Consider the following 14,529-nt stretch of genomic DNA (forward strand, 5'->3'; position numbering starts at 1 on the left):
CCGCCGCTGACCATGTTTCCAGGCTGCGTTGCTCCCCACGCAAACGACTTGATGTCCGTCCACTCCTTGTGGTTCGAGTCCTTCGATTCGCCGTTCGCGCCTTCAACGCGCATGAACATGTCTACTGCCATGATTAACCCCCAAAGTTATATGTGCCCGATTCCGGGACACCGTTGAATTAGCTGCTGTCCTTCTTGTTGGATGGCAGCTTCGAAACCAGCCGCAACGACACCGTCAGCCCTTCGAGCTGATAGTGCGGCCGGAGAAAAAACTTGGCGGCGTAGTAGCCCGGGTTGTCCTCGATGGCTTCCACCTGGACTTCCGCCGCCGCCAGCGGCTTCATTGCCTTCGTGTCCTGCGACGAGGTGCCGGGGCTGCCGTCGACGTAGTTCATGATCCAGTCGTTGAGCCAACGCTCCATGTCCTCGCGCTCGCGGAACGAACCGATCTTGTCTCGCACGATGCACTTCAGGTAGTGCGCGAAGCGGCAGCAGGCGAACAGATACGGCAGGCGCGCCGCGAGGTTCGCGTTGGCCGTTGCGTCGGCGTCGTAGTACTCAGCCGGCAGCTGCAGCGACTGCGCGCCAATGAATGCGGCAAAGTCGGAGTTCTTGCGATGCACCAGCGGCATGAAGCCGTTCTTGGCGAGCTCGGCCTCGCGCCGGTCGCTGATGGCGATCTCGGTCGGGCACTTCATGTCCACACCGCCGTCGTCGGTCGGGAAGGTGTGCGTGGGCAGGTTCTCCACCGCACCGCCGGACTCCACGCCGCGGATGGAAGTGCACCAGCCGTACTGCTTGAACGAGCGGTTGATGTTCACGCCCATTGCATAGGCCGAGTTGGCCCAGGTGTAGCGGCTGTGCGCGGCCGAGTCGGTCTCTTCCTCGAACTCGAATTCGTCGACCGGATTGGTGCGCGCGCCGTATGGCAGGCGCGCCAGGAAGCGCGGCATGGCCAGGCCGATGTAGCGCGCGTCTTCCGAGTCGCGCAGGCTGCGCCATGCGGTGTGCTCGGTGTTCTGGAAGATCTTGGTCAGGTCGCGCGGGTTCGACAGCTCCTGCCACGAGTCCATCTGCATCACGGTGGGCGATGCGCCGGCGATGAAGGGGCAGTGCGCGGCCGCGGCGATCTTGGCCATTTCGCTGAGCATCTCGACGTCGGGTGGGCTATGGTCGAAATGGAAGTCGCCGATCAGCGCGCCGAAGGGCTCGCCGCCGAACTGGCCGTACTCGGCTTCGTAGATCTTCTTGAACAGCGGGCTCTGGTCCCAGCCGATACCCTTGTGGCGCTTGAGCGAGCGCGCCACTTCACGCTTGGACGCGCACATCACGCGGATCTTGAGCTGCTCGTCGGTCTCGGTGTTGTTCACGAGATAGTGCAGGCCGCGCCACGCGCCTTCGAGCTGCTGGAAGTCCTCGTGGTGCAGGATCTGGTTGATCTGCTCGGAGAGCTTGCGGTCGATCTCGGTGATGATGGCCTGCACCGTGCGGTAGGCATCGTTGGAGACGGTGACGGTGCTTTCCAGCGCCTGCACGGCCAGCGTCTTGACGGCGTTCTCGACCGCCTCGCGGGCCTGGTCGGTCTTGGGCTTGAACTCGCGCTGCAGCAGGTCGGAGAACTCGTTCGGCTCGAGCGTTTCGACGGAGGCGGGTGCGCGCGCGGCGGTCTGTTTGGGGGCGGTGCTCATGATGATGACGGTCCTTGCTGCTCGTGCTCGCGCTTACTCGGAAGAGGTCCCTGGGTTGCCGGGCGTGCCGGCCTTTTCGTTGGCGGCTTCCACTGCCTTGGCGACGGCCGGGTTCGGCGCCGAGGCCAGCGACTTGAGAAGCCCCGGGTTCTGCAGTGCCTGCGCTATCAGTTGCTCTGCGCCGTTCTTGCCGTCCATGTAGGACAGCAGGTTCGACAGCTCGGTGCGCGCTTCGAGCAGGTGCTGCAGCGCGCCGACCTGGCGGGCGATGCGCGCGGGCGAGAAGTCGTCCATGCTGTCGAAGGTGATGTCGACGTTCATCTGGCCGTCGCCGGTGAGCGTGTTGGGCACCTGGAAGGCAACGCGCGGCTTGATGGACTTCATGCGTTCATCGAAGTTGTCGATGTCCACCGCCATGAACTCGCGCTCGCCGAGGTCGGGCATCGGGTCGACCTGCTTGCCCGCGAGATCGGCGATGACGCCCATCACGAAGGGCAGCTGGATCTTGCGTTCGCTGCCGTAGATCTCGACGTCGTATTCGATCTGCACACGCGGCGCGCGATTGCGCGCAATGAACTTCTGACCACTGTTTCTGACACGGTTGTCTGCCATAAGCTTCCTCTTGAATCTGTAATGCGTGTGGGTACGACCCCGGCAGTCCTGCCGGCCAGCGGAGTCCGCGACGGCCTCCGCCTTCTTCTTATTACGTGCTGCCCCCACTGTTCAGCGGGCGTCCAGCAAGGCTTTCTATCTTTTGCAATCCCTCGGGCACAAGCTCTTCGATGATCTGGAAGAAGTTGAGATCCAGCAGCCGCTGCGCTCTGCGAATCAGCATGGGCGCCGGATGACTGGGTTCCGTGCGCTCCATGAACTGGCAAGCTTTTTCCAACAACACTTGCACATCATCACGAGTCGATATTTCAATATCTTTAATAGGCACCGTGCGTAGGCCAGCACCACCATTTGCATTGCCGGCAGCAGCACCCTTCGCAGCCGGCTCGGCAACTCCCGCCCCTTGCGGATCGGCTCCAGAGTGGGCTTCGCCAGCCCCGCCCCCTTCGCTCTGCGCCTGCTCGGGCAACAGCTGGGCCACGGTGCGCAGCGAGCGTTCGAGCCGCGAGAAATCAGGCGCCCAGCTTTGACCTAGCGCGCGCTCGCAGGTCTCGCGTATGCGCTGCAGCAGGTCGAGCGCAGCACGCAATGCCACCACCGGGGGCGCCGCCTTTTCCTGCGCACGCCGCGCCGCGTCCCGCAGCCGGCCGATGCCGCCCGGGTAATCGATCTGATGGTCGGTCTTGCTCGAATCGAGCAAGGCTTCGACCTGTCGCAGGCTCATTGATGCGCCGCCGTCTTCGAGCAGCCTTGCATCGCGAACACTGCGCCCCAATCCCTCGGCCTCGGCCAGCGCGGCCAGTGCATTCATGCGCGGCAGCGGGTCTTCGAAGCCATCGTCGACAACGCGCGGATGCACGCCGTCCCAGAATTTCTGCAGCACGGCGTCGACGAGTTGCAACCCATCGACATAGCCGGGCAAGCCACGGTTTTCGGTCCAGGCCAGCGTGAGGGGCACCAGCACCCGCAGGTCGCGCGTACGTGTGCACAGCTGCTTCGCGATGCGCTCCACGCGGGCCCAGTCGGGTGGCTCGGCGGGGATGATCGTCGAGCCGAATTGCTGCTCGCGCTTACCGGTTGTTGCTTGGTGCAACGCCATGAAATCGGGGTCGTATTCCAGGTCTTCACCGCACGGATGCGAGCCTTCCACAGGCAACTGCAATAGATCGATTTCGCTCGGCGACAAACCTCTTCTCCCTGTTCAACCGTTTCGTAACAGCGGCAATCTTGAGGGGAACAAGAGGCGCGGTCAACAGCAACAGATTGCAACACGACGCATATGAATTACTAAGGAGTACAACTCCTTTTGAAATTCAAACGGAACGTCTACATGCGAATCACAGCAGACCGCGTTCACTCAAATTGCGCATCAACGCACTGATACCAAAAGTCCACATCGGCGCCTGGTCCGCGTGCACAACGCGATTGACCAGGGCGCCGAGTTCCGGTGCGGCAATGCACACTCGGTCGCCCACGACGTGGGTGAATCCTTGCCCAGGCCCATGACGGTCTTGTGTCGGCGCGAACATCGTTCCAAGAAACAACATGAAACCATCAGGGTAGGCGTGATGCCTACCCACGGTCTGCGCCACGAGGTCGAGCGGATCGCGACTGATCTTCGACAGCGAGCTCGAACCCTCGAGCGTGAAGCCCTCGGGGCCGGTCACTTCCAGCGCGACGGTGATGCGGCGCACGTCCGCAATGCCGAAGTGCGCATCGAACAGGCGGATGAAGGGGCCGATGGCGCACGAGGCGTTGTTGTCCTTGGCCTTGCCGAGCAGCAGCGCGCTGCGGCCTTCGAAGTCGCGCAGGTTGACGTCGTTGCCCAGCGCGGCGCCAAGCGTCTCGCCGCGACTGTTGACGGCTAGCACGACCTCGGGCTCCGGGTTGTTCCACACCGAGCCCGAATGAATGCCGACGTCGGCCCCCGTGCCCACGGCGGAGAGCACCGGGGCCTTGGTGAAGATCTCGGCGTCGGGGCCGATGCCGACTTCGAGGTACTGCGACCACGCGCCCTGCGCGATCAGCACTTCCTTGACCTTCATGGCCTCGGGCGAGCCCGGCACGATGTCGGCAAGGTTGTCGCCGAGCACGCCGCCGATGGCCGCGCGCGTGGCCTCGGCCTTCGATGCGTCGCCGCGCGCCTGCTCTTCGATCACGCGTTCGAGCAGGCTCGCGACGAAGGTGACGCCGCTGGCCTTGATGGCCTGCAGGTCGCAGGGTGCGAGCAGCCAGGGCTTGCTCGTGTCGCGCGCGGTCTCGTCACTGTTGGCAAGGACTTCGTCGAGTGCAGCGATGCGCGGTGCGCCCTGCAATGCATGGCGAACGGCTTCTGCAGGCCCTTTCTTGCCCTCAAGCAGGTCGCTCATGGTCGGCGCGAGCGCCGACAGGTCGTACAGGTCGCCGTCGTGCACGGCCACCAGCACGGGGCCCACGTCGGGTTGCCACAAACGGCCGACGAGGGTGGCGCGTTCGGCGTCGCGGGGCAGGCTGGAAGAGATTGAAAGATCGAGCGGCATGGCGTGGTGTCTCCTTGGATGTGTGCGCTACGTTGCATCGTAGCGGCGCACAGCGGATTGCGACGCGGCCGGCTCTTCTCTTTCTGGTGTCAGTGTCCCGGCGCGGCGCGCACGCGCGCCACGTCGGCAGGCAGGTTGGCCCACGCAGGCTCCTGCGGTGCGAAGCGCGTGCGCATGTAGCCGGCAAGCTCGGCGATCTGCCGGTCGTCGAGCACTTCGCGGAACGCGGGCATGAAACCGATGTCGCGGCTCGCGGGCTCGCGCACGCCGTCGAGGATGGTGCGCAGCAGGTTGTCTGGCCTCGCGCTCGTGAGGTTGCTGTTGAGCGCGAGCGGCGTGTTCACGCCAAGCAGCGTGGGGCCGTTGCCGTCGTGGTGGCAGGAGGCGCAGGCGCTGTCGAACATGCGCTGCGCGGGACCGGACAACTGGCCCTGCGTGCGTGCGGCGTTATCGACCGCTTGCTGTGCCACGACAGTCGGTTGCACGGACGGTGCTGGATTGAACGAACCGAGGTAGCTTGCCATCGCGCGTACGTCTTCATCCGGCACCTGCGCAAGCTCGCGCACCACCTCGGCCATCGGCCCGCCGGCGATGCCATGGCGCTGCGTGTGGCCGTGGCGCAAGTAGCGATAGAGCTCGTCGGCGTCCCACGGCACCGCTGACTTCGACAGGTGCGTGAGCGCCGGTGCTTCCCAGCCATCGATCATGGCGCCCGACAGGAAGGCGCTGCCGCCCTGCTCCGCGCCGAGCGCATTGCGCGGCGTGTGGCAGGCACCGCAATGACCGAGGCCGTTGACGAGATACGCGCCACGGTTCCATTCCGCGCTTTGCGTGGCCACGGGCTGCATCGGCGTCGGGTCATGGAAGAGTGCATTCCAGCCGGCCATCAGCGGCCGCATGCTGAACGGGAACTTGAGCTCGGACTTCGGCGTTTCCGCACGCACCGCAGGCATCGACATGAAGTACGCATAGAGCGCCTGCAGGTCGTCGTCGCTGGTCTTCGCGAATGCGGTGTAGGGGAACGCGGGGTACAGGTAGCGGCCGTCGCGCGAGACGCCTTCGCGCATCGCGCGCTGGAAGGCGCTGAAGGACCAGCGGCCGAGGCCCGTCTCGGGGTCGGGCGTGAGGTTGGTCGTGTAGAGCGTGCCGAAGGGCGTTTCCATCGCGCGACCGCCCGCATTGGGCGCGCCGCCAGGGGCTGTGTGGCACACGGCGCAGTCGCCGGCGGCGGCGAGCACACGACCGCGTTCGATGGTGGCCTGGCTGTAGACCGGAGCGGTGAGCGATACGGGCGCGATGGCGGAGCGCCAGCCGAGCAGGCCGGCGACAACGCCGATGCCGCCGACGACGAGCGCGGCGCCGTTAGCCCACAAGCCCTTGCGGCGCGGCCAGAGTGCATTGCTCCTTCCCCCTCTGGGGGAAGGTTGGGATGGGGGCACGACGGCGTCACCAGGCAACCCCCGGTTCAATTCCGCCAGCACCGTCTCCGGCGTAAACGGCGGCGAGCGAAATCGCACCCCCGTCGCATCGAAGATTGCATTCGCGATCGCCGCAGTCCCCGGCACCGAAGACGACTCTCCGGCCCCCAGCGAAGGTTCGCCGGGCCGGGGCATGTGCATCACCTCGATCACCGGCACTTCGCGGAAATTGATGATCGGGTAGCTGCCCCACTCGCGGCTCGCGACCACGCCCGAAGGCAGCACGCCCGGCAGCTGCGCACCTGTCGCCGTGCCTTGCTGCTGCTGTTGCGGCGCGAACCGCACCTGCTCCTTCAGCGCCCGGCTCGTGGTCTGGATCACATTGCCGTGTATCTGATGCTCGACCCCTGCCGGGTTGATCATCAGCCCCGCGTCATGCCCCACCACCACGCGGCGCACATGCACCTCGCCGGTCTTGCGGTTGACCTCGACGTCGGCCACCCACGCGGCCCACGCGGCGCCGAAGCCCGGCCACTTGCTGTGGATGTAGCGGGCGTACGCAAAACCCTGCCCGAAGAGGATGTCGCCCCCTTCGCCGAGCCCACCGTCCGCGTTCTCCTGCGGCCCGGTGCGCATGCGCCAGCCGGCCTTCTGCGCGGTGGCCTGCACCAGCTCGACCGCGCGCGGATCTTCCAGATGCCGCAACCGGAACTGCACCGGGTCCACACCCGCAGCAGTCGCCAGCTCGTCGATGTACGACTCGTGTGCGAACGAACTGGGCAGCGCCGACACGCCGCGCAACCACGAGGCGCGCACGATCGGCGCCATGTCGTTGACCTTCACGCGCAGGTTGTCGTACGTGTAGGGCGGGCGGGCGGTGCGGTCGCCCATCTCGAAAGCCTGCGCCACCGGTTCGATGGTGCGCGTGAGCAGCAGCGCAAGCGTCGGCGCGCCGTTCGACGGATAAGAGGTTTCGAAGTCGTATGCAGCGACGCGGCCGTCTGCCATGAGGCCGCCGTCGATCTCCATGAGCTGCGCGGCGCCCTTGGGCTCCCACGCATGCTCCTGCTCGCGCGTGAGCTGCACGCGCACCGGTGCGCCGACCGCACGGGCGAGCAGCGCCGCATCGGCGGCCACGTCGTCGGCGCCATTGCGGCCATAGCAGCCAGCAGCTTCCATGCGGACCACGTCGACCTGAACGTCCTCCACGCCCATGAGCTTCGCGAGATCGGCGCGCAGCACGTGCGGGTTCTGCGAGCCGGCCCAGCAACGCAGCTGCATGCCGCTGCCGTCGGCCGGCTGCCAGTCGGCGAGCGCGCACGAAGGGCCGATGGAGGCATGCATCTGGTACGGCCACACGTAGGTGCGATGCATCGGCTGCGCGGCGGCGGCAATGGCGCCATCGACATCGCCTTCATCGACCAGCAGGCGCTGCGTCGACGGGTTGTCGCGCAGCGCCTGCGCCAGGTCGCCCAGGTCGGGCATGCCGGGCCACGACTTCCACGTGACGTGCAGTTCACGCAAGGCCTGCTCGGCGTGCTCCTCGCGCTCGGCCACGATGCCGACGAAGTCGCGGATCACGACCACGGCGCGGATGCCGGGGATGTGCGCAATCGACGATTCATCGACCGCCTCGAGCGTGTTGCCGATGAACTCGCCATGGTCCGCACCCGCATACGGTGGGCGCACCACGCGACCGTGCAGCATGCCGGGCACGCGCATGTCGTGCACGAACACGAGCTCGCCTGCCAGCTTGGCCGGAATGTCGACGCGCGCCTGCCGTGTGCCGACGACTCGGTAATCGGCGGGGTTCTTGGGCTGCGCCTGCGGATCTAGCCGCAGCACGGTGCGCTGGCCGGCAACCAGCTCGGCATAGCTGACGTGTCGGTCCGGCGCTTCGGTGGTTCGCACCACGCCGTTATGCGCCTGCAGTCCATCGACGGCCACGCCAAGCCGTTCGGCCGCGCGCGCCGTCAGCCACGCGCGCGCCTGCGCAGCGGCAAGCCGCATCGGCTGCGCATGGATCTGGATCGACGCGCTCGCGATCGTCGCGCCCTGGTTGGGCGCGCGCGCGGTGTCGCCGAGCATCACGCGCACGCAGGGCATGCCGAGGTCCAGTTCCTCGGCCACGATCTGCCCGAGCGCGGTCTGGATGCCGGTGCCCAGGTCGACGTGGCCGTTGAGTGCCGAGGCGCTGCCGTCGTCCCACACGGCGAGCAGGATCTCGTCGCCTTCGATCGGGTTGCCGGCAATGAACGCGGGCTGGCCCTTGGCGGGCGGCGGTGCGAGCGGGGTCTCGCGCACCACCAGCAGCACGCCATTGGCCGACAGGAACTCGGCGCGTGTCCGCGGAAGATCGGCGCGTCGCGTCATGTGGCCGGATGCGCGCGCATGCGCGCCGCCGCTCGTTGCACGGCGTCGAGAATTTCGATGTGGGTGCCGCAGCGGCACAGGTTGCCCGAAAGCTCGCTGCGGATGCGCGCATCGCTCGCATCAGGATCGCGCGCAAGCAAGGCCGCCGCCTGCATCACCATGCCGTTGAGGCAGTAGCCGCACTGCGCGGCCTGCGCGTCTTCAAAGGCGGCCTGCACCGGATGCCAGTCGCCGCGCGCGCCCAGCCCTTCGAGCGTTGTGATGGATCGCCCCGCCACGCCACGCGCGGGAATCACGCACGAGCGCGCCGCCACGCCGTCGACGTGCACCGTGCACGCGCCGCACTGTCCCAGCCCGCAGCCGTACTTGGGGCTGTTCAGCCCCAGGTCGTTGCGCAGCAGGTGCAGCAGCGTTGCTTCGCGCGGCACGCCCTCGATCGATTGCGCCTGGCCGTTGACCAGCAGGTGCAGCGGCTCAGCGCCGCAACTGGCCGTCACGGGTGTACATCTCCAGGTCCACGAAGGTCGAGCCGTTGTGGTTCTTCGCGCTGTACTCGACGGGGAAATCGCCGATGCGCGTGCTGCCGATGCTTTCGAGCCCGGCGATGAAGCTGTCGCGCGTGAGTGTCTTGCCCGCGCGGCGCAGGCCCTCGACCATCACGCGCGCGACGATGTAGCCTTCCAGCGCGGTGTAGCTGTCGATCTTCTCGCCGAACTCCGCGCGGTCGCGCTGGTAGTCGGCCACGATGGGCATCCGCTGCGCCTGCGGCGGCGGCACGATGCTGGCCGTGACCAGCCCCGCGAGCTTGCCGTCGAGCCGCTTGGCCGAACCGGCCGCGTCGGTGATGCCGACCGACAGCGTGTACAGCGGCGAGCCCACGCCGTTCGCGCGGTAATCGCGCATGAACACTTCGACCATGCGCCCGGCCATGATCATCACGACCGCGCCAGGCTTGGCTTCAGACAGACCGGTGACGACCTGCTTCGCGTCCTCGGCCGTGATGGCCAGCGGGAAGGTCTTCAGCACCTTCACCTTGTGGTCGGCCGCCAGCTCCTCGCAGGTGGCGAGGTTCGACTTGCCGAAGGCGCTGTCCTGGTAGACCACCGCGATCGACTGGATGCCGATGGTCGAGAGGTGGCTGATGATCTTGCGCAGCTCCAGGTCGTAGCCTGCGCGCACATGGAACAGGTAGCGGTTGACCTTGGTGCGGAACGAGCTGGTGCCCACCAGCGGTGCGAACATCGGCACGCCCGCCTTCTCGGCCAGCGGCATCGCGGCCGCGAGGTTGCCGGTGGCCACGTAGCCGGTGAGCGCGAAGACCTTGTCCTCGTCGATCAGCTTCGCCGTGTTGACGGCGGTCTTTGCGGGGTCGTATGCGTCGTCGTAGGTGACGAGTTCGATCTTGCGACCGTTGACGCCGCCCGACTTGTTGACCCGGTCGAAATACAGCTTGATGCCCGCGCGGTAGTCGACGCCGAAGTCTTTCGCCGGCCCACTGAACACGGCCGACTGGCCGATGCGGATGGTGGTGTCGGTCACGCCGTTTTCCGCGCGTGCCGAACGCAGCAGGCCGGGGCCGAGGGCCAGGGCCGCACTGCCCGCCACCATGGCGCGCCTTGAGATCGAAAGCTTCATGCGTCGTGTGTCTCGTGTTTTCTTGTTGTTCGTCGTTGTTCTTCGCGGTGCGGTCTCAGGCGGTCTGGATGTCGGCGGACTGTATGCGCTTGACGCCCTTGGCCGTCATCTGCTTCCACGCCGCGGCCAGCGAGCCGTTGAGATCGATGCCGCGCGTGGCGTCCTCGATCACGTAGGCCTCGAAGCCGGCCTTGCGCGCATCCATCGCGGTCCACGCCACGCAGAAGTCGGTGGCCAGGCCGGTGACGTACACGGTCTTGATGCCGCGCGCCTTCAGGTAGCCGGCCAGGCCCGTGGCCGTCTTGTGATCGGCTTCCTCGAAGGCCGAGTAGCTGTCCATCTCCTTGTGGAAGCCCTTGCGGATGATCAGCTGCGCGGTGGGCACCTTCAGCTCCTTGCCGAGCGCGGCGTCTTCCGTGCCCTGCACGCAGTGGTCGGGCCACAGCACCTGCGTGCCGTAGCTGAGCTTGGTGGTCTCGAAGGGCTTCTTGCCGCTGTAGGTGCTCGCGAAGGATGCATGGCCCGCCGTGTGCCAGTCTTGCGTGACAACGATGTTCTGGAACGCGGGCGCCAGTGCGTTGATGACCGGAATGACTTCGTTGCCGCCCTTCACCGCCAGCGTGCCGCCGTCGAGAAAGCAGTTCTGCACGTCGACCACGATCAGTGCGGCCTTGTCGCCGGGCTTGATCTTGCCCGCCGCGAAGGCGTTGAAACCGACACTGCCCAAACCGCCAACCAACCCGAGGGCGGCGGCGGATTTCACGAGGGTTCTGCGATGCATGGCGTGGACTCCGATGGGTTGAAGGAAAAACTCAGACGCTCAAATAGGCGCGGCGAACTTCGTCGTTCGCCGCAAGCTCGGCCATGGTGGCGTGATAGCGGATCTGCCCCTTCTCGAGCACATAGGCCCGGTCGGACACCAGTTCGGCGAAGTGCATGTTCTGCTCCGACAGCAGGATGCTCACGCCCTGCGCCTTGAGCTCCAGGATCATGTTGGCCATCTGCTCGACGATCACCGGTGCCACGCCTTCGGAAGGCTCGTCGAGCAGCACGAGGTACGGGTTGCCCATGAGCGTGCGCGCCACGGTCAGCATCTGCTGCTCGCCGCCGCTCATGCGCCCGCCCGGACGGTTCGGCATTTCGCCGAGGTTGGGGAACAGCTTGAACAGGCGCTCGGGCGTCCACAGCGGTGCATCGGTACCGTCGGCCCAGCAGCGCGCGGGCTGCTTGCCGACTTCGAGGTTCTCCATCACCGTGAGGTCGGTGAACACGCGGCGGTCTTCGGGCACGAAGCCCAGGCCCAGGCGCGCTGCGTGGTGCGGCTCGCTCCTGGAGATGTCGTGGCCCAGGAAGCGCACCGCGCCGCGGCGCTTGGTCAGCATGCCGATGAGCGTCTTCAGCGTGGTCGACTTGCCCGCGCCATTGCGGCCCATGAGCGCGACCACTTCGCCGCGACGCACTTCGAGGTCGACGTCATAAAGGATCTGCGCGGCGCCATACCAGGCGCACAGGGCCTTGGCCTGCAGGAGGGGTTCGTGTGTGCTCATGCGGCGACTCCAAGGGCTGCGGCTTTCTCTGCGATCTTCTCGAATGTCTTGCCGCTGCCGAAGTACACCTCCTGCACCTTCGGGTGGTCTCGGATTTCGAGCGGCTTGCCCTGCGCGATGAGGCGGCCGCGCGCCAGCACGATCATGCGGTCGGCATACGCGAACACCACGTCCATGCTGTGCTCGGTGAAGAGCACGGCCATGCCGCGCTGGATGACGAGATCTTTGGTCAGCGCCATGAGCGAGTTGCGCTCCTTGGGCGCCATGCCGGCGGTGGGCTCGTCCATCAGCAGCAGCTTGGGGCTGTTGGCCATCGCGATGGCGAGCTCGACGCGCTTCACGTCGCCGTACGCCAGCACGCTGCAGGGCCGGTCGGCCTGCGACTTCATGCCGACCTGGTCGAGCAGCGCCAGTGCTTCGTCGCGCTTGTGGTCGGCCGCGCGGCGCCACATGGAGAACAGCTTGCCGTCGTGCGACAGCAGCGCCATCTGCACGTTCTCGACCACGGTGAGCGAGGCAAAGGTTTCGGCAATCTGGAAAGTGCGGCCCACGCCCTGGCGCCAGATGGCGCGCGGCTTCTGGCCCACGAGCTCGTGTCCGTCGAACAGGATCGAACCCTGGTCGGCCTTGAGCTGGCCGTTGACCATGTTGAAGGTGGTCGACTTGCCGGCGCCGTTGGGGCCGATGAGCGCGAGCAGTTCGCCGGCATGCAGCTCGAAGCTGATGCCATCGACGGCCTTCACGCCGCCAAAAGACTTGCCGAGGTTCTCGACCTTGAGCAGGGGTGCGTTGGAAGTGGTCGTCATGCCTTGGCCTCCTTCGCCTCGGCAGCCACAGGCGCCGCATCGGGCTTGGCGCGGCGCAGCAGCTTGTCGGTCAGCTGCTTCGCAAAACCTGCAATGCCCTGCGGGAACAGCAGCACGAGGATCAGGATGATGGCGCCGAGCGTCGCGCGCCAGTAGTCGGTGTTGCGCGCCACGGTGTCGTGCAACCAGCTGAAAGTGACGGCGCCGACCACCGGCCCCGCCAGCGTCTGGATGCCGCCCAGCAGCACCATCACCAGCCCGTCGACCGACTTGTCGACGCTGAGGCTCTCTGGCGAGATGCTGCCCTTGGAGAAGGCGTAGAGCGAGCCGGCCAGCCCGGCCGCGGCGCCCGCGACGACGAAGGCCGTCCACTGCATGCGCTTGACGTCGATGCCGATGGCGTCGGCGCGCAGCACCGAATCGCGGCCCGCGCGCAGCGCATAGCCGAAGGGCGAGAACAGCACGCGGCGCAGCATCATGACGCCGGCGGCCACGAGCACCAGCGTGAGCCAGTAGTAGGTGCGCTTGTCCGACAGCCACTCCGACGGCCACACGCCCGTGAGGCCGTTGCTGCCGCCGGTGAACGAATCCCACTGGTAGACGATGGCCCAGGTGATCTGCGCGAAGGCCAGCGTGAGCATGGCCAGGTACACACCCGACAGCCGCACCGCGAACCAGCCATAGATGAAGGCGCCGATGGCCGCGACGAGCGGAGCCACGATGAGCGCCACTTCCATCGGCAGGCCGCTGGAGCGCACCAGCAGCGCGGCGCCGTAAGCCCCGAGGCCGAAGTAGGCGGCATGGCCGAACGAGTGCATGCCGGCCGGCCCCATGATGAAGTGCAGGCTGGCGGCGAACAGCGCGGCAATCAGCAGGTCGATCATCAGCACCGTGGTGTAGGGCGAATCGGCGGTGAGCAGCGGCATCGCCATGAGCACCACGCCGAGCGCGGCGACCAGCCACAGGTAGCCCTTGCTCGCGCGGCGCAGCGGCTCCTCGGCCATGCCCACGTAGCGGCTCGGCGCCTGCGGCCGGCCGAACAGGCCCCACGGGCGCCACACCAGCACGATGGCCATGACGATGAAGTCGACCACCAGCGTGAGCTTCGAGAAGGACACGCTGTAGCCGAAGATTTCCACCACGCCGAGCCAGATGCACACGGCCTTGATCTCGGAGATCAGCAGCGCCGCCGCATAGGCGCCCGGAATGGAGCCCATGCCGCCCACCACCACGACCACGAAGGCCGCGCCGATGGTGTTGAGGTCCATCGCGAGGGTGGCCGGCTCGCGCGGCAGCTGCAGCGCACCGCCCAGGCCCGCGAGCATCGCGCCGAGCGCGAACACCGCGGTGAAGAGCCAGGCCTGGTTCACGCCCAGCGCGCTGACCATCTCGCGGTCTTGTGTGGCGGCACGCACCAGCGTGCCCCAGCGGGTGCGCGTGAGCAGCAGCCACATCAGGCCGAGCACGACCGGGCCGACGACGATCAGGAACAGGTCGTAGGTCGGAAACTGCCGGCCCAGGATTTCGACGGAACCCGACAGGCCCGGCGCGCGCGGCCCGAGCAGTTCGTCAGGCCCCCAGATGTAGAGCACCGCGTCCTTGATGACAAGGACCAGTGCGAAGGTCGCCAGCAGCTGGAACAGCTCGGGCGACTTGTAGATGCGGCGCAGCAGCACCATCTCGATCAGCGCGCCGAGAATGCCGACCGCGAGCGCGGAAATCACCAGCGCGGGCCAGAAGCCCATGCCGCCGCCGAGCTTCTCGACCAGCGTGTAGGCCAGGTAGATGCCGACCATGAAGAAGGAGCCATGCGCAAAGTTGACGATGCGCGTGACGCCGAAGATCAACGAAAGGCCGGCCCCCACGAGGAACAGCGACGAAGCCGACGACAGCCCGGTGAGGAACTGAAGCAGCAGGGACGAGAGGCTCATG

General features: G+C 66.6%; 12 protein-coding genes. All 12 read right to left on the minus strand.

The window, feature by feature from the left end; translation table 11 throughout:
- Positions 1 to 131: type VI secretion system tube protein Hcp (locus BLW48_RS33485; RefSeq protein ID WP_143042660.1), on the minus strand; the 131-nt coding region annotated here is incomplete at its 3' end.
- A gap of 47 nt (positions 132 to 178) precedes the next feature.
- Entirely contained in the window at positions 179 to 1,687 is a 1,509-nt protein-coding gene (tssC, locus tag BLW48_RS33490) for a type VI secretion system contractile sheath large subunit (RefSeq protein WP_093059305.1), read from the minus strand.
- A gap of 33 nt (positions 1,688 to 1,720) precedes the next feature.
- Positions 1,721 to 2,299, minus strand: a complete 579-nt coding sequence (gene tssB, locus BLW48_RS33495) for a type VI secretion system contractile sheath small subunit (protein ID WP_093081718.1) — start codon at positions 2,297 to 2,299, stop codon at positions 1,721 to 1,723.
- A gap of 91 nt (positions 2,300 to 2,390) precedes the next feature.
- Positions 2,391 to 3,485 carry a type VI secretion system protein TssA gene (gene tssA / locus BLW48_RS33500; RefSeq protein ID WP_093179985.1) on the minus strand — a complete coding sequence of 365 codons (1,095 nt, stop codon included), beginning with the start codon at positions 3,483 to 3,485 and terminating at the stop codon, positions 2,391 to 2,393.
- Between the two features lie 151 nt (positions 3,486 to 3,636).
- Positions 3,637 to 4,818 (minus strand): fumarylacetoacetate hydrolase family protein, encoded by a 1,182-nt coding sequence (locus BLW48_RS33505; RefSeq protein ID WP_093179987.1) that lies wholly within the window; start codon positions 4,816 to 4,818, stop codon positions 3,637 to 3,639.
- Between the two features lie 89 nt (positions 4,819 to 4,907).
- On the minus strand, positions 4,908 to 8,609 hold the full coding sequence (locus BLW48_RS33510; RefSeq protein ID WP_093179988.1) for a molybdopterin cofactor-binding domain-containing protein: 3,702 nt from the start codon (positions 8,607 to 8,609) through the stop codon (positions 4,908 to 4,910).
- Positions 8,606 to 9,106, minus strand: a complete 501-nt coding sequence (locus tag BLW48_RS33515; protein ID WP_093179990.1) for a (2Fe-2S)-binding protein — start codon at positions 9,104 to 9,106, stop codon at positions 8,606 to 8,608. The genes BLW48_RS33510 and BLW48_RS33515 overlap by 4 nt, the downstream gene beginning before the upstream one ends.
- Positions 9,084 to 10,244, minus strand: a complete 1,161-nt coding sequence (locus tag BLW48_RS33520) for an ABC transporter substrate-binding protein (RefSeq protein WP_256331063.1) — start codon at positions 10,242 to 10,244, stop codon at positions 9,084 to 9,086. Before BLW48_RS33520 ends, BLW48_RS33515 begins: the two co-directional genes overlap by 23 nt.
- Positions 10,245 to 10,299: 55 nt before the next feature.
- Positions 10,300 to 11,025, minus strand: coding sequence for a bifunctional nicotinamidase/pyrazinamidase (pncA, locus tag BLW48_RS33525; protein WP_093059292.1), 726 nt, complete (start codon positions 11,023 to 11,025; stop codon positions 10,300 to 10,302).
- A gap of 31 nt (positions 11,026 to 11,056) precedes the next feature.
- On the minus strand, positions 11,057 to 11,791 hold the full coding sequence (locus tag BLW48_RS33530) for an ABC transporter ATP-binding protein (RefSeq protein ID WP_093179991.1): 735 nt from the start codon (positions 11,789 to 11,791) through the stop codon (positions 11,057 to 11,059).
- Positions 11,788 to 12,597, minus strand: coding sequence for an ABC transporter ATP-binding protein (locus BLW48_RS33535; protein WP_093059288.1), 810 nt, complete (start codon positions 12,595 to 12,597; stop codon positions 11,788 to 11,790). Before BLW48_RS33535 ends, BLW48_RS33530 begins: the two co-directional genes overlap by 4 nt.
- Complete coding sequence (locus tag BLW48_RS33540) at positions 12,594 to 14,528, minus strand: ABC transporter permease (protein WP_093179993.1); 1,935 nt, start codon at positions 14,526 to 14,528, stop codon at positions 12,594 to 12,596. Before BLW48_RS33540 ends, BLW48_RS33535 begins: the two co-directional genes overlap by 4 nt.
- Position 14,529: the final 1 nt, after the last annotated feature.

The sequence above is a fragment of the Variovorax sp. YR266 genome, from assembly GCF_900107295.1.
Classification (GTDB): domain Bacteria; phylum Pseudomonadota; class Gammaproteobacteria; order Burkholderiales; family Burkholderiaceae_C; genus Variovorax.